Raw genomic sequence first — 18175 nt, forward strand, 5'->3', positions numbered from 1 at the left:
ACCTCCGCACCGCGGACAGCGGAGGGTCCTCAGCCGTGCAGCCGCACCGGGATCCGCTGCCAGCCGTACGCGATGAACGACGGGACCTGGCGCAGTTCCTCCTCGCCGACGGCGAGACGCAGGTCCGGGTAGCGGTCGAAGAGGGCGGGCAGCGCGGTGCGCGCTTCGAGGCGGGCGAGCGGGGCGCCGATGCAGCGGTGGACGCCGATCCCGAAGGACATGTGGTCGTCGGCGGCGTGGGTCGCGTCGAACTCCGAGGCCGTGGGCCCGTAGTGCTCGGGGTCGTAGCCGGAGGCGGCGTACGTCGTCAGGATCGCGTCGCCCGCCGGGATCGTCACTCCGTCGACGGTCACGTCGGTGACCGCGAAGCGCAGCGGCAGGCTGGCGATGGAGGGGTGCACGCGCAGCGTCTCGTCGATGACGGCGTCCCAGGCGATCTCGCCGGAGCGGACGGCGGCCAGCTGTTCGGGGTGGGTGAGCAGGGCGACGACCGCGTTGCCGATCAGGTTGACGGTCGTCTCGAAGCCCGCGCCGATGACCAGGAGCAGGGTGTAGAGCAGTTCCTCGTCGCTGAGCCGGTCGCCGTCCTCCGCGCGCACCCGCAGCAGCTCGGTGGTCATGTCGTCGCCGGGGTGCTCGGTGCGGTGGGCGATGATCGCCGGCAGCACCGTGCCGATCTGCTCCTGCACGAACGCGCCGTGCTCGGGGCTCGGGTCGGAGGTGTCCATGATGGCCGCGACGAGACGCTCGACCGGGTCGAGCAAGTGGTCGGGGACGCCGAAGAGTTCGCAGATGAGCTGCATCGGCAGCTGGTTGGCGTACAGCGGGCGCAGGTCCACGTCCTCGTCGGGCGCCGCCGAGTCGAGGGCCTTGAGAAGTGTCTCGGTGATGTGCTCGACGCGTGGGCGCATCGCCTCGGTGCGGCGGGCGGTGAAGCTGGGCGCGACGAGCTTGCGCAGCCGTGTGTGGTCGGGTCCGTAGGTGGAGAGCATGTTGACCACGCCGACCCAGCCGAGCACCCAGCCCCACTCGGGGTGTTCGCCGATCTCGGGCCACAGCGACCAGTGCTTGCGCGGGTCCTTGCTCACCTGCGGGTCCAGGATCAGCGACCTGAGGGTGTCGTAGCGGGTCGGCGCCCAGGCCGGGATTCCTCCGGGCAGGTCGACGGGGACCACGGATCCCGCCGCGCGCAGTCGGGCTGCCTCGGCCGGCAGGTCGGCGCCGAACGGGTCGATGGCGATACGGGGCGAGGACGCGGTCTCGGTCACTCAGCTGCTCCTGACTGGGTTGCGGTACGGGGGGCGAAGCGGACGGGCAGCTCCCTCAGGGAACGGTGGAACGGGCCGGTGCGCCAGGTCAGTTGCTCGCGCGGGATGCGCGGTTCCAGGTCGGGCAGCCACTGGGTGAGGCGTTCGATGGCCTCGGTGGCGATGAGCAGGGTGTGCTGCTTGACCGGGCAGGAGTGCTCTCCGGCCGACCACGACAGGTGCGAGGCGTCGTGCGGATGGCGCTCCACCGCGGTGTCCGCCTCCGCCGCCTGCCCGAGGGCGCCGTACGAGATGACGACGGGGACGGCGGCGCGCACCCACACGCCGTGGAACGTCAGCGGCTCGCGGGCGAAGTGGATGCCGTAGTTGGCCAGCGGGGTCTCGTGGCGTAGGACTTCGACGACGGCGTCCATGACCGGCCGGGATCCGCTGGTCAGCGTCGAGTAGTACGCCGGGTTGCCGAGGATCCGCGAGAGGGAGTTGGAGACGAGGTTGGCGGTGGGCTCGTGGCCCGCGCCGAGCATGAGGAAGACCTGCCAGGTGACCTCCTCCGGGGTGAGGCCGAGGGGATGGTCGAGCAGCCAGCTGGTGAGGTCCTGGCCGCGCTCCGTGCTCTTGGCGGCGACGAGGTCCAGGATGTAGCGGCCGAACTCCTCCTCGCCGCGCGCGGCGTCCTCGCCGCCGTCCATCACCCGCGCGATCGCGTCCTGGAGGCGGTCGCTCTCGCTGTCCGGCAGTCCGAAGAGGTCGTTGAAGACGAGTGACATCAGCGGGCGGGCGAACTCGCTCACGAGGTCGGCCCGGCCCCTGGACGCCATCCCGGCGGCCAGTACGTCCACGGCGCGGTGCACCCGCTCGCGCAGGTCGTGCGGCTCCACCAGGTCGAAGGCGTCGGAGAGTGAGGTCCGGTACCGCCCGTGCAACTCGCCGTCGTTGAAAAGGGCGTTGGGCCGCCAGCGCATCATGCCGAGGATCGGCGCGTCGCCGTCGACGGTCTCCTCCCACGGCCGCGGATCGTGCGACCAGGCCTCGGTGTCGTGCAGCAGGTCGAGGGCGGCCCGCCGGTCGGTGACGACGTACGCGGGTACGCCGGGGCCGAGTTCGGCGTGGCCGACCGGGCCCTGGGCGCGCAGGGCCTCGTAGTAGCTGTGCGGGTCGGCGGCGAAGCCGTCCTCCCACAGGCGGACCGGCGCGGACAGGTGGAAGTCCTCGGCCTGCGCGGGATATGTCATCGGGGCTCCGGGATGCTGCGGTCGATCAGGTGCTGCACGAGGGCGAGCAGCGCGTCGACGGAGGAGTGCGTGTCACGGGCGTCGCAGATCACCATCGGGGTGTCGTCGTCCAGGTCGAGGGAGCGCCGCACCTGCTCCTCGGTGTAACTGCGGGAGTCCGGGAAGGTGTTGAGGGCGACGGCGTAGGGCAGCCCCGACTCCTCGACGAGGCCGAGGGCGTCGAAGGACTCGTCGATCCTGCGGGTGTCGACCAGTACGAGGGCGCCGAGCGCGCCGTACGCGATGTCGTCCCACAGCGCGCGGAAGCGCTCCTGTCCCGGCGTGCCGAACAGGTAGAGCACGGCCCCGCCCTTGAGGCTGATCCGCCCGAAGTCGATGGCGACGGTCGTGGTCTTCTTCTCCCGCACGCCCGCGAGATCGTCGACCGCCACCGACGCCTCGGTGAGCTGCTCCTCGGTGTGCAGGGGGCGGATCTCGGAGACGGAGTCGATCAGGGTGGTCTTGCCGACCCCGAACGGCCCGGTGACGAGGATCTTCACCAACTCCCGTGCGGTGTCCGGGAGATGGACCCCGCTCTTGGCGCTTGCGGGCGCGGACTTAGCGCTTGAGGGCGCGGAGGCCATCGGCGACTCTCTTCAACAGATCGGGATCGGGCAGCGCGGCGGGCGGGACCGGCGGGCGGGCGCCCACGAGCCCCTGGTCGATCAGAGCGGCGGCGAGCACCCGTACGGCGGAGACCGGCAGTTCGAGCAGGGCGGCGGCCTCGACGACCGTGAGTGAGCCGCCGTCCAGGGTGCGCAGCAGGGCGTGTTGCGCGGCGGGCAGGCCCGCGGGCCAGGGCGCGCCGACGCCGGTCAGTACGGAGAGGCGCTCCAGGCTGTTGCGGCTGGGCTGCGCGACCCCGCCGGTGGCGAGGTACGCGGGGACCAGCGGCCGGCCGCTCCGGCGGCCCGTCATTCTCCAGTGCCGCCGTCGGCCTCACGGGGCGCGGCCGCCATGGCCTTCTCGCCGAGCCTGGCCACCTGCGAGTGGACACGGTGGCCGAGCAGGTCGAGCCGGACCTCGGGGTCGCCGAAGGCGGCCACACAGGTGCCGTGCGCGGTGGGCGCGACGAGGATGTAGCCGTGGTCGGACTCGATGACCACCTGGCGTACGTCCGCGGACTCCTGGTCGGCGAAGGCGGCCGCCGCGGTGCGACAGGCGCCCTGCACCGTGCTGGTGATGGCAGCGACGCGCTCCGCGGACGCCTGCGTCAACGCCTCGGTGTACCCGGACACCAGGCCGTCCCTGGTGAGCAGGACGGCGGCCTGGACGTGCGGGATCTCCAGGATCGGATCGAGGACCCAAGCGCTGTCGCCGAGGTCACGGCTACTCATCGGGGGTGTTCCCTTCACTGGTGCCGGGGCGGTCGCCGGCGGTGTCGTGCGGTTGCTGTGCGGGCCGCTCCTCCCGCGCCGCGGCGGTGGCCGCTTGGAGCGCGCCGAGCGCGGCGGCCTGTTCCTCGGGGCTGCGGTGCGCGGCGGGTCGCGGCTTCGACGGTGCCGGGCGCGCGTCGGACTGCGTGGCGGCTTGCGCGTCGGTGCGGACCTTGCGGCGGCGCCGGGGCAGTTCGTCGCCGTCGGCGGGAGGGGTGTCCGGGCGGGTGGGTGTCGCCACCGGGGCCGGGTCCGGGTCCGGTTTCGGGGCCGCGGCCACCGGCGCCTCGTCCGCCGCGAGGGCGTGGGTAGCTTCCTGGGTGGTGTCGCGCGTGGAGCGGGGAGCCGCGGCGGCGGGCCTGCGTTCCTCGGGGGCGATCCGGCACAGGAGGTGGTCCCGTACGAGCAGGACCGCGCGGACGCCGCCGTACGGCGAGGGCGACGACAGGTCGACGGAGAGGTCGAACTGGCGGGTCAGCTGGCCGATCGCGGCGAGTCCCATGCGGGGCGGGTCGCCGAGCTCGGAGAGGAAGATGGGCTCCTCCCCCGCCACCATCCGCTGGGCGTGGGCCCGTTCGTCGGAGCTCATCCCGACACCGGCGTCGTCGACGGTCACGCTGACGCCGTGGTGGACGCGTTCGAGGTGCACACCCACGGAGGTGTCGGACGAGGAGTACCGCAGCGCGTTGTCGAGCAGCTCCGCCACGATGATGGCGACCGGTTCGACGGCGTGCGAGATGAGCCCGGTGCCGTCCTCGAGGTGGTTGTGGACCTCGACCCGGTCGTATCCGGCGAGCCGCGACTGGCCGCCGGTGACGGCCTCCACCAGGTACGACTCACCGCGGGCGAGCCCGACCCAGGCCCCGCAGACCACGGCGGCGACCTGCGCCCGGCGCAGCGACTGCTCGTTCTCGTGGTCGAGCGCGTACAGCGTCTGCGCCAACTCCGGGTCGTCGTAACGCTCCTGAAGCCCGCGCAGGACGTCCTGCAGCCGGTACAGCCCCGCCTGGATCTCACGGGTGGCGCCGCGCATCCCGGCGCGGGCGGCGGCGTCGACCCGCTTGCGCTCCTGGGCGACCGCGGTGCGCAGCCCGTCGAGCACGGCGTCGAGACCCGCGGCCAGTTCCTTGCCGCCGAGTTCGGGCTGCAGCGGGCCGGGCACCTGGAAGTGCGGGTGGGCGGCGTGGGTGGCGGCGGCCGGCATGCGCTTGCCGGACAGGTGGACGACCTCAGAGGTGAACGCCGCGGTGAGGTCGTCGAGTTCCTCCCGCGCTGCCTCCAGCTCCTCGCGGGACGCCACGAGGCGGGAGCGGAGCGAATCGGTCTCGTCGCGCTGCCTGCTGCTCCGCTGACGGGCTTTCAGTAGCCCGCCGCCGAGCACGAACGCCGACACGGTCCCGGCGGCCAGCGCGCCCGCGGCCAGCTCGGGTATCTCAATCATGGATGCGGACCTCGAGGAGAACTGGGCGTGGGGGCCGACTGCGAGGAGGGGACGGAGGCGAGGAGGGCACGGAAGCCCGCGCACCGCTTACGACCCTACCTCCCGCCACACGTTCGAGTGAAGCCGTCCAGGATCTTGAATCCGGTCGTCGGAGCTCTCACTGTCCGGCCAGCGCCACAAGGACGCCCGCCGCCAACGCCGACCGTTCGACCATGCCGGACACGGAGGTGTTCTCCGAGCGGGCGTGTGCGCCGCTGCCGACCGCGCCGACGCCGTCAAGCACCGGGACGCCCGCCGCGGCAAGGAAGTTGCCGTCGCTCGCTCCGCCGACCGACGCCTCGGCGAGGTCATGACCGAGCAGTCGTGCGCATTCCTTCGCCAGGTGCGCGAGTGTCGCCACATGTTCGGTTCGTTCGAAGACAGGACGGTTCCAGTCCCCTGCGACCTCCAGATGGGTGCGGGCGTCGACGGGGCGCAGCTCGGCGAGGGCCCGTGTGATGCGCTGTTGTTCGGTGTCCGATGCCACGCGCACGTCGAGGTGTGCGCGGGCGCGGCCGGCCGTGACGTTGCTGCGGGTTCCGCCTTCGACGACACCGATGTTGAGGGAGGTTCCGGCCTGGTGGTCCCGGAGGCGGGTCAAGTTGAGGACCTGGTGCGCGAGTTCGTCCACCGCACTGGCTCCGGCGGTGGGGTCGAGTCCGGCGTGGGCCTCGGTGCCGGTGACGGTGAGGGTGAACAGGCCGACGCCCTTGCGTGCGGTCTTGATGGCTCCGTCGGCCGCCGCCTCGAAGACCATGGCGAGCCGGGAGCCGCTGGCCGCCTCGACGATGGCCTCGCTGGAGGAACGGCTGCCGGTTTCCTCGTCACCGTTGAGTACGAGGGTCAGGGGCGGGCGGGGCAGGTCGAGCTCGTCGAGCGCGCGCAGGGCCCACACCGCCTGGACCAGGCCCGCCTTCATGTCGAAGACACCGGGTCCGGTGATGCGGTCGCCGTTACGGTGGAAGGGCCAGGTTTCCAGGGTTCCGGTCGGCCACACGGTGTCGTAGTGCCCGACGAGCGTGACCGTGCGGGTGTCCGCGCCGGTCGCACCGCGCGCGGCGTAGCGGCGCACGAGGATGTCCCCGGCATCGGCGCGCGGCAGGATCTCTTCCTCCTCGGGGTCTCCCAGACGCCGGTCGAGCCAGTCGCGCAGCCAGGCGAGGCAGGAATCCAGGGCCTCCAGGTCGTCGCTGGCACTGCCCTGAGAGGTGTACGCGGACAGGTCGGCGACCATGTCGTCACGGTGCTCGTCGAGCCAGCTTTGCAGATCCGTTGCCTGACCTCTGGTCAGTGCGCCTGCCGGAGCGGCCTGTTGTGGTGCAGCGTCGAGTGCGTCGATGCGTGTTTCTGACATCTTGTGCGGCGCGCCTTCCAGCTCGCGCAGGCCGTCCAGGACGGACCGCAGGCGGGTCGTGGGCAACCCTGCGTGTGCGGCCTGCGCGATGACGTCGGCGTAGTGGGTGGTGACTTCGACGGGACGGTGGCGTACGGCCAGGTCGCGCCAGATTCCGCTGCGGTCCTTGGACTGGGTGCGCAGCCAGGCGGTGAGCCGGTCGAAGGCAGCGTCGCGGGCCACGACGTCCGCTCCCGACCGGAACGGGTGGGGGTCGAAGGCGTCGAACGCCTCGAGCTTGACGCCGAGTTGCTCGGCCACCGCGAAGATCTCTGCCGCGAGCCCCGCCATCGCAGGTCGATGACGGTCGATCAGGTCCGCCATGGGCGCGTCGGCGAGGGCCGTTGCGGCGAGCATCGCGCCGAACCCGGCCTTGGCCCACAGATACCCCTCTACATTGTCGTCGGCCGCTGCCGGGCCCCAACTCTGCAGATCAGTGACCAGGTCGCGGACCCGGTCACTGACCGGTGCGCCGCCCGGCTCGCCGATGACGAGGGCTCCCGCGCCGCCGTCCTGAACCACCCCCGGTTCGATGACGTCGGCGAAGATATTGACGAAGGCCGCGACGGTGCGTTCGGCGCCGACGAGCTGGGCGATCTGGTCCTCGTTGAAGCCGTTCTGCACCGACACGACATAGCCGTTCGGGGCCAGCCGCGGTGCGATCCACTCGGCGGCGCTCCGGGTGGCCTGGGCCTTCACCGCGAGCAGGACCCGTTCCAGCGGACCTCCGTCGTACTCGTCGGGCGTGGTCGCGGTGACGGGGATGCTTGTGCGCGACTCGCCCCGTGCGACGACGAGTCCGTGCTTGCGGATGGCGTCGACGTGTGCGCGGTCGGTGTCGACGACAGTGACCGGGTGGCCGGCGCTGGCGAGCGCGTGGGCGAGTGTCCCACCGATCGCGCCCGCGCCCACGACGGTGCAGGCGGCCGGTTCCGGGCTGGTGTCGCTCATCGCACGTACTCCTTCGTCGTGGTGGTGGCCGCGGGCGGTGCGGTGGCGCGGACGTCGTCGGCCTGCCAGATACGGGGCAGGTGGAGGGCCCCGGTGCTCGACCCGCCGTCGACGCGGAGCACCTCTCCGGTGATCCAGGAGCAGTCGGGTCCCGCGAGCCAGCACACGGCGCGGGCGATGTCCTGCGGGGTTCCGGGCCTGCCCAGCGGGTTGACGCCGATCGCTTGCGCGTACTCGGCGGAGACGGGGTTGCAGTCGCTGTCGACGAGGACGAAGCCGGGGCTGACCGCGTTGACGCGGATGCCGTGACCGCCCAGCTCCAGTGCCGCGGCCCGCGTCGCCATTTCGAGGGCCGCCTTGGAGCTCGCGTAGGGTCCGCCGCCCGGCCGCGACCGCTGGGCCGAACCGGAGGAGATGTTGATGACGCTGCCGGAGCGGCCTTCGGCCATGGCGCGGCGGGCGAAGGCGGCCATCGTCAGGACGGGGGCCCGCAGGTTCACCGCGAACAGTCGGTCCCAGGCCGCTGCGTCGACGTCGGCCATGTCCAGGGAGGGGTACACCCCGGCCGCGTTGACCAGGATGTCGACGGGTCCGTGTGTGGCCCAGGCCCGGTCGACCAGGGCGGCGGGTACGTCGGGGGCCGTCAGGTCGGCGACCTGCGTCTCGACAGGCACGTCGCAGCGGGCAGCCGTCGCCTCGAGCGCCTCCCGGTCGCGGTCGGCGAGCGTCAGGGTCGCGCCCTGGGCGGCGAAGGCCTCCGCGATGGCGCCGCCGATGCCACCGGCGGCGCCGGTGATGAGCACGTGCGGCATCAGTTGAATTCCTTGTCCTTGGTCTCGGGCATCGTGAGGTAGACGACCAGAGAGATCAGCGAGGCGGCGCACACGTACACCCACAACAGGTCGCTGTGGCCGCTCTCGTGCATCCATGTGGTGATGTACGGCGCCGTACCACCGAAGACGGCGACGGCCAGCGCATACGGCAGCGCGATACCTGTGGCGCGCACCTCCGGTGGGAACTGCTCGGCCATGATGACGGCGCAGTTGGCGGAGTAGCCGAGGATCAGCAGCATGCCCACGAGTTGGACGAGGAACAGGCTGATGAAGTTGTCGTCGAGCAGGTGCAGCAGCGGCCAGGCGAGCACGACGAATCCGGCGGCGAATCCCGCCATCGTCGGCTTGCGGCCGAGGCGGTCCGAGAGCATGCCCGCGAACGGCAGCGCGACCACGAAGACGACCAGGCACAGGGTCTGCGAGAGCAGCGCCGTCCGCAGCGGGATGCCGGTGGTCAGATTCGCGTACGTGGGAAGGTAGTTGACCCAGATGTAGTACGTGAGGGTGCCGGCGATCGTGATGCCGACGACGCGCAGCGTGGCGGCGGGGTGCTCGACGAACATGGCCTTGACGGGGTTCGTCCGGGTGCGCCCGCTGTCCTGCGCCTGAGTGAAGGACTCGGTGTCCTCGACCGAGACGCGCAGCCACAGGCCGACCAGGCCGAGCAGTCCCCCGAAGATGAACGCGATGCGCCAGCCCCAGGAGTGCAGGGCGCCGTCGCTCAGCACCGACGTGGTGAAGGTGCCGAGGAGCGAAGCGATCAGGACCCCGCCGGCGACCGACACCTGCTGCCAGGATCCGGCGAAGGCGCGACGGCCCCGGGCGGCCGACTCGACGAGGAAGGCGGAGGAGGAGCCGAACTCGCCGCCCGCGGAGAAGCCCTGCACGAGGCGGGCGACGAGCAGCAACAGCGGCGAGAACATGCCTATCTGCTCGTACGAGGGGGTGATGGCGATGATGAAGCCCGCGCCCGCCATCAGCGCGACGGTGAGTGTCATCCCCTTCTTGCGTCCGCGGCGGTCGGCGTAGGCTCCGAGTACCGCGGCGCCGATCGGGCGCATGACGAACCCGACGGCGAAGACCGCGAGTGTGGACAGCAGCGCCACCGCGCCGTTCCCCTTCGGGAAGAACTCATCGGCGATGATCTTCGCGAAGATGGAGTAGAGCGCCCAGTCCACCCATTCCACGGTGTTACCGATGGTTCCGGCGACGATCGCCTTGCGCTGCGCGCCGCTCAGTCTGGCGCGGGCGCCCGCGCTGCCGTCGTCTCTTTGTGAGCCGGTAGGCATGACGGATCCGGTGTTCATCACGTGTGCTCCGGGGCCTCGTGGGCGGGACGGGAGTCGGTCGTGCTGTCCATCAAGGTGCGGACGGTGTCGGCCAGTTGTGCGTGGGTGGCGAACCAGACGTCGCGGTGGGAAGCGATGTGGTCGAGCAGTTCGCGCAGCACCACCAGGCGCGAGCGGTGTCCGATGACGTGCGGGTGCAGGGTGAGTTGGAAGACGCCGCCGTCCCGGTGGGCGGCGTCGAATTCGTCCCGCCAGATCTCCCCGACGTCGCGGGGCCGGCTGTGCGGGCGGACGGATCCGTAGCGGTCCATCGTGAAGTACGGCGCGTCGTCACGGATCCAGTCGACGGGTATCTCGACGAGGCCGGTGGGCCGGCCCGCGGCGACGATCTCGTAGGGCTCGTCGTCGGCCATCAGCGAGGAGTCGTACGCGAATCCGAGCTCGAGCATGATGTCGAGGGTGGAGTCGGAGAAGTCCCAGGAGGGGGTGCGGATCCCGACGGGGCGCCGACCGGTCACCGTCGTGAGGGCGTCCAGGGCACGGGCGGTCAGCTCCCGCTCGTCGGACCGCTCCAGAAGCATGTTCCGCTCGTGGATCCAGCCGTGCACGGCCAGTTCGTGGCCGTCCTTGGTGTAGGCACGGGCCTCTTGGGGATGGAGCAGCGCGGAGACGGCCGGCATGAAGAAGGTGGCCGGAACCCGGTAGCGCGCCAGTAGATCGAGGATCCGCGGAGCGCCCGCGCGCGCACCGTACTCGCCCTGCGCCAGCCGCCCGGGACTGGTCTCGCCGTCGCGCAGCGGGATCGTCTCGTGGTCGGAGTCGAACGACAGGGCCACGGCGACGCGGGCTCCTCCGGGCCAGCGGTCGGGCACCAGGCGCCGTCCGGCGCGCACGGCGTCGACGTGCCCGCGCCATGTGGTCTCGGACCAACGCCAGCTCTCTGTGGGCAGGTTGAGGTCTTCTGATGGCATGACGACTCCACGGGAGGGGTGAGGGGACTGGAGGAATCGGCTGTTCTCGGATGTTCGAAGCCGCGGCGCGCGACGGTGCGCTGACGCGAAGGCCTGGCCCCGTTGACCCGGCTCAGGCGGGACGGACCAGTTGGTGCCAGGAGTACTTCATGGTGACGAGGTGCAGGGTCACATCGGAGGCGATGAGTCCGGGCAATGCCCCGATGACGTCCCTGGTGTAGGGGAACAGATCCGCGCGACGGGGCAGCACCACATGCCCAACGAGGTTGAAGCGTCCGGTTGCCGCGCTGACGAATTTCGTCCCCGGATGCTTCGCGAGCTGCTGGCCCGCGACGTCCAGCTGATCCGGCTCGATGGAGAGCCACACCATGAACTCCGCGTCGAATCCCAGGAGTTTGGGGTCGACGAGCGTACGGAACTGCAGGATGCCTCGCGAGATGAGCCGGTCCATCGCGCGCGCGACGCTGGACTGCGCGTGCTTCAGGCGGCGGGCGAGCACGCTCACCTGGACCCGACCGTCCTCCCGCAGCGCCGCCGCGATCTCCTGCTCGAGCGGGGTCAGCGCTTGTGGCGCCCGGTCCCTGCCGGGGCGGTCGTGCCAGGACGGCGACGGATCGGGACGCAGATCGGCGACCGCCGCGGGCGGCAGCAGTCCGGTGTCCCACCTTCCCGCCCTGGTGAACGCCCGGATGACGGGGGCCGCCTCGGTGCTCGTGATGAGGTCGGCGGCGGGCAGGTCGGTGAAGAGCATCCGCATCATCTCCTCGTTGTCACGCGCAACGAAGTCGACGATGAGGTCGGCGGACCCGGTGACGACCGCCACGAAGCGGACGTCGGGACTGTCCGCGAACCGGGCCGCGGCCTCGAGCCCGCGCCCCGGCCGGGCCTGCACCCGGACCAGCATGGAGGAGCCCTCGCGCGTCCGGTCCAGTTCCAGAGTGCCGGTGACCCGCAGCAGTCCCCGCTCGCGCATGGCGGTGTAGCGCCGCTGGGCGGTGGTTTCACTGGCGCCCACCCTCCGGGCGATCGCGCTCCACGAGGCACGACCGTTGAGCTGGAGCGCCGCGATGACACGGCGGTCCAGCTCGTCGATGGCGCCCACGGGGGCTTCCTGGGTCATGCGTTGAAGTTAACCAGCGGCATTCCGGCCGTCAATGGCGAAATTCTGCGTTTTCGCAGGTCATCGCAGCGTAATCCCGCACGGCGGTCTGGGCGGCGGAAGCGCGGAACGCGGTTCCGTCCCTTACGCGTGGAGGAATACCGATGAAGGATTTCGCCACTGCGGTGCAGGAAAACACCACGACCGCCGCCGGTGCCGCCAGCGGGCTGCCGTTGACTGGCCCAGGGGCCTCCGCGGGCTGCAACGGACATCAACTCGGTTACTCCATCGCCCAGTTGAGCGCCATGAAAGGCGGCAGCGACACCGGCCCGGCTCAGCCGACACGACCCACCGGCCTCACCGCCTCACCAACCCTTGACTCTTATTATCCGAAAATGGCCTTTTCTACTGATTTGCTGCATTCTGACGGCACGTCACCCACCAAATCCGCCGGACGTGTGCCGCAACGCACAGCGTGGCTCGCCGTTGCCACGGTGGTGGCAGCCGGCGCCGCCGGCCCCGCCGTGGCAGGCCCCTCCCCCGCTGCCCCTATGTCCGCCGCCGCGTCCGCGTCACCGCAGGAACGCGCACCGCGCGCGGCCGGGCCGCTCCGGCTGGAGAAGACCGTGGCCCCCGATCCGCTCACGGTGGGCGGCAAGGGTGTCTACACCCTGGTCGTGACCAACACCGGCGACGAGAGCGCCCACGACGTCACCGTCACCGACAACCTCGACTCTCACCTGAGCACGGGCGAAGGCCTCCCCGGCAGCTGCACCGCCTCCGGCTCCACCGTGACCTGCGGCGGCTCCGGGACCGACCTGGCGCCCGGAGCCTCGGCCACTTACGAGATCCCCGTGACCGTCGACCCGTCCACCACGGACGGCACGAACATCGTCAATCACGCCACGGCCTCCAGCAGCGACGCCCAGAGCGCCGAGGCGCAGACCATCACCATCGCGCAGACGCAGACCAACGTGAAGCTCACCAAGACCGGACCCGCCACCGTCGATCCCGACGGCAGTTACGACTACACCTTCACCGTGACCAACGAAGGCCCCTCCGACGCCGTCGACGTCACCGTCGAGGACAACACCGACGGTCTCGACCTCGACATCCAGGACCTCCCCTCCGAATGCCCGCCCAGCGGCACCACCATCACGTGCCCTCTGCACACCCTCGCCCCCGGCGAGGAACACACCTTCACCGTCAGAGTCCACGCCCACGACGACGTCCCGGCCGGCACCGTCATCCCCAACTGCGCCGACGTGTACACCGGCAGCCGGGAGACGGTCACCACCGACAACCACTCCTGCACCACTACCGCGGTGACCCCGAACACCGCGAGCCCCACGCCCGGTGTGGAGATCACAGACACACCAACGACCGAAGCGACGGACTCGCCGACGGACTCACCGACGACCGACCCGACGGACACCGCATCACCCACCCCCAGCCCCACAGCCCCAGGCCCCTCCGTCACCCCCGCGCCCACGACGAGCACACCATCGACTCCCCACCGCGACCCCAGTGACCAACTGGCGGACACCGGAGCTCCGCGCACCGGCCTCCTGGCCGCGATCGGCCTCGCCTTCGCCGCCCTCGGCACGGGCGCCGTACTCGCGACGCGCCGCGCCCGCACCCGGCGCCACTGAGCCGGCAACCCGAGCCGGCTTCCCGTACGAGGCCCGCGGTTGCCGAAGTCTTGGTGGCCGCGGGCCGCGGCCGGACACCGCCGATCTCTCACCCCTCGGAGTCGCCCCCCGTACCGGTCGTCGTCAGCGCGGCGCGCGCGGTGGCAAGGATCTCGTCCGACAGCGGCGAGCCACTCGTGGCCCGGGAAAGGACGAGCGCGCCGAGCATGGTGCACAGCCGGGTGAGGCCGTCCTGGTCGTCGGTTGTGAGCCATTCGGCGAAGTCGCCCACGCCCTCGGTGTAGACCCGGCGGGCCTCGTGGTCCCCGCCCTCGCGTGCCATGTCGGTGGCGAGCGCGGCGACGGGACACCCCTCCCCGGGACTGTCGCGGTGCTCGGGCGACAGATAGGTGTCGATCAGCGCGCGCTGGGCGGCGGCGCGCTGCCCGCCGTACCGCTCGAGCCCTTCCTCGTGGTGCCGGGTGAGTTCGTCGAAGGCGTGGGAGGTGGCCTCGTCGACGAGCGCCTCTTTGGAGGCGAACTGCTTGTAGAAACCGCCGTGGGTCAGCCCTGCCGCCTTCATGAGGTCGGCGACGCTGACGTGGGTCCCCTGCTCCCGGAACAGGCGGGACGCGGTGTCCACGACCCGTCGACGGTTCTCCTCCGCCTGCGCCTGCGATACGCGGCCCATCGGCCACCTCCCGTTCGGATGTCGACTGTGTGGAGTCGACCGTTTGGATGTCGACTGGCATCTATCCTAGACCAGTGCTTAGATTGTTGCCGTAATCTAATTTACGAAGGCCGCTCGCACGCGGCCGCAACGCTGGGAGTGGTCATGGAACTGAAAGACGCGGTCGCGGTGGTCACCGGCGCCAACCGAGGGCTCGGCCGGCATCTGGCCGCCCAGCTCGTGGAGCGCGGGGCGACGGTGTACGCGGCGGCCCGCCGCCCCGAAACGGTGGACCTTCCGGGCGTCGTACCGCTGCGGCTCGACGTGACGGACGAGGAGTCGATCCGGGAGGCGGCCCGCACCGCCTCCGGCGCGACGCTGCTCGTGAACAACGCCGGCATCTCCACCGGTACGCCGTTGATCGCGGGCAGCACGGACGCGGTGCGCCTGGAGATGGACACCAACTTCTTCGGAACGCTCGCCGTGACCCGCGCCTTCACTCCGGTCATCGAGGGCAACGGCGGCGGCGCCGTGCTCAACGTGCTGTCGGTCCTGTCCTGGCTGCACCCGGCGGGACTCGGCTCCTACGCCGCGGCGAAGGCCGCCGGCTGGGCGCTGACGGACGCGATCCGGGAGGAGCTGGCACCCCGCGGCATCACGGTGTCGGGGCTGTACGTCGGATACATGGACACCGACATGGCCGCGGCCGTCCCGGCAGACGAGAAGGCCGACCCGGCCGATGTCGCCGCCCAGGCCCTGACCGGCGTCGAGTCGGGCCTGCCGGAGATCCTCGCCGACGAGACCACCCGGTACGTGAAGCAGAGCCTGGCCGCGTCGCCGAACGCGGCGTGAGCCGCACCGAACGCGACAGGAGAGCGAGACGACGATGAAGGCTTTCGTGATCGAGCGGTACGGCGCCGAGGACGGCGGTCGTGTCACCGAGACCCCGGACCCGCGGGTCGGCGCCACCGACGTGCTCGTGCGGATCCACGCGGCGAGCGTCAACCCGCTGGACTCCAGGATCCGCGACGGCGATTTCAAGCGGATCCTGCCGTACCGTCCGCCTCTCGTCCTGGGCAACGACTTCGCCGGAGTGGTAGTCCGGGTCGGCTCCGCCGTCACCCAATTCTCGGTGGGCGACGAGGTCTTCGCGCGGCCCGACAAGGACCGTATCGGCGCGTTCGCCGAACTCATCGCCGTCCACCAGGACAACCTGGCCCTCAAGCCGGCCTCACTCACCATGACGGAGGCCGCCTCCCTCCCGCTGGTGGCCCTCACCTCATGGCAGGCGCTGGTCGAGAAGGCACGGGTCCGGCCGGGCCAGAAGGTGCTGATCCACGGGGGCTCCGGCGGGGTTGGCACGATCGCCCTCCAGCTCGCCCGGCAATTGGGCGCACACGTGGCCACCACCGCGAGCGCGGCCAACACCGACCTCGTCAAGGACCTCGGCGCGGACGTCGTCATCGACTACCGCACCCAGGACTTCGAGGAACTCCTCGACGGCTACGACACGGTCCTGGACACCCGCGGCGGCGAAACCCTGGAGAAGTCCTTGCGCGTCCTCAAGCCCGGCGGAACGGTCATCAGCCTCGCCGGGCCGCCCGACGCGGACTTCGCCAGGGAACTGGGCGCGAACCCACTCCTGCGGCAGGCGATGAAGGCGCTGAGTCTCAAGACCCGCCGCCACGCCAAGCGCCGGGGCGTGACGTACTCGTTCCTGTTCATGAAGGCGAGCGGCGACCAACTGCGCGACATCACCCGGCTCGTCGACGCCGGAGAGATCCGCCCCGTCGTCGACCGTGTCTTCCCCTTCGAGCGGACTCGCGAGGCCATGGAATACGTCGAGAAGGGTCGCGCCAAGACCGGAAAGGTCGTCGTCACGATGGAGTGAGAGCTCCCAGTGCCTGCGCCTCCCGCACCCTTGCCGCGCACCCCTCCCGCACCCCCCTTCCCGCTCCCTCGGGAATCTCCCCCACCGGAACCGGGTTGTCGACGAGGACCACGGGGTGGACCAGGAGCCGCCCGGGGAGGGAGCGGGAGCCCATGAGTCTGCGCCGGTTCGAATACGCCTTGGCCGTCGCCGAGGAGGGCTCGGTGACGGCGGCGGCCGAGCGGCTGCGCGTCGCCCAGCCGTCGGTGTCCCAGCAGATCCGCGGTCTGGAGCGGGAACTCGGCGTGGCCCTGTTCGCCCGCACGCCGACCGGCCTGGTGCCCACCGCGATCGGCCGCGCGTTCCTGCGGGACGCGGAGGTCGCGGTGCGGGCGGCCCGGCGGGCCGAGGCGACGGCGCGGGCCGGCGCCGACGACCTGGAGGGCGAGCTGGTCGTCGCGGCGCAGATGGGCCTCGGCACACGCCAACTGCCGGGCGCGCTGAGCGCGTTGCGCCGCCGTTTCCCGCGGCTGGAGATCACCGTGTTCGAGGAGGCGAACCCCGCCGACCTGGAACGCCTCGCGCGCCGGGGCGCGGTGGACGTCGGCCTGATGGCGGGGCCGTGCAGGGAGGGCATCTACGAGGGCCACCACCTCGGCGACGAGGAGTTCGTCGTGGTGCTGAGCCCCGAGCACGCGCAGCTCTCCGCGGACCGGGTCGAGCTGCGCGAGGTGGCGCGGGCGCCCTGGATCAGGTTCGACCAGGGCAGCGCCCTCGACGGCGTGCTGCGGGACGTACTCCGGGACAACGAGCTGGCCCCGGCGACCGTCGCCCGTGTCTCCCAGACGTCGACGGCGGTGCGCTGGGCCGCCCACGGGCTGGGCGTGACGCTCGTCCCCACGTCCGCGGTGCCTCCGGGGTTCGAGCACCTGACACGCCCCGTCTCCCCCGCCGTTTCCATGCCCACCATCGCCGCGATCCGGCCCGGCGCCGGTCCGGCGGAATTGGCCCTGCTCGACTTTCTGCGTCAAGAGACCTGGTATCACAGCGGATTCGCGTATCCCCGGGAGCCGTCCTTCATTTCCGGACCCTCACCCGCCAATTCTTCGACCGGGGCCTCAGTCCTCAATTCTCGGGCCGGGGCCTCGGTCCTCAATTCTCCGACCGGGGCCTCGGTCCTCAATTCTCGGGCCGAGGCCTCTGTCCTCAATTCTTCGGCCGAACTCCCCGCGCTCTGAGTTCCCGGCGTCACCCCACGGGGAATTCACCGCCGTCCACGGTGAGGTTCCTTCCGGTCAGCCAGCTCGCCCGGTCCGACACGAGGAACAGCACCGCGTCGGCGATGTCGTCGGGCCGGCCGTCGCGGCCCAGCGGAGGGGCGGTGTTGTCCTGGCCCGGTCCCTCGTTCAGGCGCGACCACTGCTCCCGCGTCGCCTCGCCGCCGGGGGTGGCGGTCCTGCCGGGCGACACGGCGTTGACCCGGACCCCGAACGGGGCCAGTTCCAGGGCCAGTCCCCTGCTGTAGTTCTGCAACGCCGCCTTCGCCGCGGTGTAGTGCAGGAACGGCGGCGCCGTGGCGGGGACGGCGGCCGAGGAGACGTGCACGACCGCGCCCGTCCGCCGCTCACGCATTCCGGGGGTCAGCAGCGCGTCCAGCCGCACCGACGCCAGGTAGTTCAGGTCGAGTTGGTCCTGCCACTCCTCGTCGGGGATGGCCAGGGCGCTCGGGAAGGGGAGCGCTCCGCCCGCGTTGTTGACCAGGATGTCCACCCCGCCGAGCGCCTGCTGCGCGGCCTCGGCGAGCGCCCGCACTCCGTCCCGTGTCCGTACGTCGGCCTCGACGAAGGCGGCGCCTTCCGGCACGTCGCTCGGCTTCGACCTGGCGGTCGTGAGCACCTCCGCGCCCGCGTTCACGAGCTGTCGCACGACCGCCGCGCCGATTCCCCGTGTACCACCCGTGACCAGGGCACGCTTTCCCGCGAGTTCTCGCATTGCCGAGCCATTCTCCATTGTGGTCATTCCACCGGTCCTCTCGATTTCGTGATTCACGCTACGACCGGGAAACCAAGGAGA

The 18175-nt window shown here is 71.2% G+C and carries 16 protein-coding genes and 1 pseudogene; 4 read left to right on the forward strand and 13 right to left on the reverse strand.

Going from position 1 to position 18175, the window contains the following annotated elements:
* Nucleotides 1-29 precede the first annotated feature (29 nt).
* The 11 genes from ACIRHA_RS35890 to ACIRHA_RS35940 all read right to left on the reverse strand — a co-directional run bounded on the left by ACIRHA_RS35890 (nt 30) and on the right by ACIRHA_RS35940 (nt 11952).
* Complete coding sequence (locus ACIRHA_RS35890; protein WP_403854618.1) at nt 30-1268, reverse strand: cytochrome P450; 1239 nt, start codon at nt 1266-1268, stop codon at nt 30-32.
* Nucleotides 1265-2500: a cytochrome P450 gene (locus ACIRHA_RS35895; protein ID WP_403854621.1), complete on the reverse strand. Its 1236-nt coding sequence runs from the start codon at nt 2498-2500 to the stop codon at nt 1265-1267. The genes ACIRHA_RS35890 and ACIRHA_RS35895 overlap by 4 nt, the downstream gene beginning before the upstream one ends.
* Nucleotides 2497-3123, reverse strand: coding sequence for a GTP-binding protein (locus tag ACIRHA_RS35900; protein ID WP_403854624.1), 627 nt, complete (start codon nt 3121-3123; stop codon nt 2497-2499). The genes ACIRHA_RS35895 and ACIRHA_RS35900 overlap by 4 nt, the downstream gene beginning before the upstream one ends.
* The gene (locus ACIRHA_RS35905) at nt 3098-3457 is read right to left on the reverse strand and encodes a DUF742 domain-containing protein (RefSeq protein WP_403854627.1); all 360 of its coding nucleotides are present in this window, start codon (nt 3455-3457) and stop codon (nt 3098-3100) included. The genes ACIRHA_RS35900 and ACIRHA_RS35905 overlap by 26 nt, the downstream gene beginning before the upstream one ends.
* Complete coding sequence (locus ACIRHA_RS35910; protein WP_403854629.1) at nt 3454-3876, reverse strand: roadblock/LC7 domain-containing protein; 423 nt, start codon at nt 3874-3876, stop codon at nt 3454-3456. The genes ACIRHA_RS35905 and ACIRHA_RS35910 overlap by 4 nt, the downstream gene beginning before the upstream one ends.
* Nucleotides 3869-5356 (reverse strand): ATP-binding protein, encoded by a 1488-nt coding sequence (locus tag ACIRHA_RS35915; protein ID WP_403854632.1) that lies wholly within the window; start codon nt 5354-5356, stop codon nt 3869-3871. Before ACIRHA_RS35915 ends, ACIRHA_RS35910 begins: the two co-directional genes overlap by 8 nt.
* A 157-nt stretch (nt 5357-5513) precedes the next feature.
* Nucleotides 5514-7739 (reverse strand): 2-dehydropantoate 2-reductase, encoded by a 2226-nt coding sequence (locus tag ACIRHA_RS35920; protein WP_403854635.1) that lies wholly within the window; start codon nt 7737-7739, stop codon nt 5514-5516.
* Nucleotides 7736-8551, reverse strand: coding sequence for an SDR family NAD(P)-dependent oxidoreductase (locus ACIRHA_RS35925; protein WP_403854638.1), 816 nt, complete (start codon nt 8549-8551; stop codon nt 7736-7738). Before ACIRHA_RS35925 ends, ACIRHA_RS35920 begins: the two co-directional genes overlap by 4 nt.
* The gene (locus ACIRHA_RS35930; RefSeq protein WP_403854954.1) at nt 8551-9861 is read right to left on the reverse strand and encodes an MFS transporter; all 1311 of its coding nucleotides are present in this window, start codon (nt 9859-9861) and stop codon (nt 8551-8553) included. The genes ACIRHA_RS35925 and ACIRHA_RS35930 overlap by 1 nt, the downstream gene beginning before the upstream one ends.
* A gap of 17 nt (nt 9862-9878) precedes the next feature.
* Nucleotides 9879-10832, reverse strand: a complete 954-nt coding sequence (locus tag ACIRHA_RS35935; RefSeq protein ID WP_403854641.1) for a polysaccharide deacetylase — start codon at nt 10830-10832, stop codon at nt 9879-9881.
* Between the two features lie 112 nt (nt 10833-10944).
* Nucleotides 10945-11952: an Lrp/AsnC family transcriptional regulator gene (locus tag ACIRHA_RS35940; RefSeq protein WP_403854644.1), complete on the reverse strand. Its 1008-nt coding sequence runs from the start codon at nt 11950-11952 to the stop codon at nt 10945-10947.
* A 530-nt stretch (nt 11953-12482) separates the two neighbouring features.
* Between ACIRHA_RS35940 and ACIRHA_RS35945 the strand changes: the two genes are divergently transcribed.
* Complete coding sequence (locus ACIRHA_RS35945; protein WP_403854647.1) at nt 12483-13583, forward strand: hypothetical protein; 1101 nt, start codon at nt 12483-12485, stop codon at nt 13581-13583.
* Nucleotides 13584-13671: 88 nt separating this feature from the next.
* Here ACIRHA_RS35945 and ACIRHA_RS35950 read toward each other — a convergent pair whose 3' ends face one another.
* Nucleotides 13672-14253 (reverse strand): TetR/AcrR family transcriptional regulator, encoded by a 582-nt coding sequence (locus tag ACIRHA_RS35950; protein ID WP_403854650.1) that lies wholly within the window; start codon nt 14251-14253, stop codon nt 13672-13674.
* A 144-nt stretch (nt 14254-14397) separates the two neighbouring features.
* Between ACIRHA_RS35950 and ACIRHA_RS35955 the strand changes: the two genes are divergently transcribed.
* From ACIRHA_RS35955 to ACIRHA_RS35965, 3 genes and pseudogenes are all read left to right on the forward strand, one after another.
* Entirely contained in the window at nt 14398-15084 is a 687-nt protein-coding gene (locus ACIRHA_RS35955) for an SDR family oxidoreductase (protein ID WP_403854652.1), read from the forward strand.
* Between the two features lie 34 nt (nt 15085-15118).
* Nucleotides 15119-16123, forward strand: coding sequence for an NADP-dependent oxidoreductase (locus ACIRHA_RS35960; protein WP_403854655.1), 1005 nt, complete (start codon nt 15119-15121; stop codon nt 16121-16123).
* A gap of 152 nt (nt 16124-16275) precedes the next feature.
* Nucleotides 16276-17158: pseudogene (locus ACIRHA_RS35965) on the forward strand (LysR family transcriptional regulator); the annotation flags it as partial.
* A 192-nt stretch (nt 17159-17350) separates the two neighbouring features.
* On the opposite strand, the gene ACIRHA_RS35970 reads toward ACIRHA_RS35965, so the two are convergent.
* Nucleotides 17351-18121, reverse strand: coding sequence for an oxidoreductase (locus ACIRHA_RS35970; RefSeq protein ID WP_403854658.1), 771 nt, complete (start codon nt 18119-18121; stop codon nt 17351-17353).
* Nucleotides 18122-18175: the final 54 nt, after the last annotated feature.

Source organism: Streptomyces sp. NPDC102360, assembly GCF_044766085.1.
Lineage (GTDB): Bacteria > Actinomycetota > Actinomycetes > Streptomycetales > Streptomycetaceae > Streptomyces.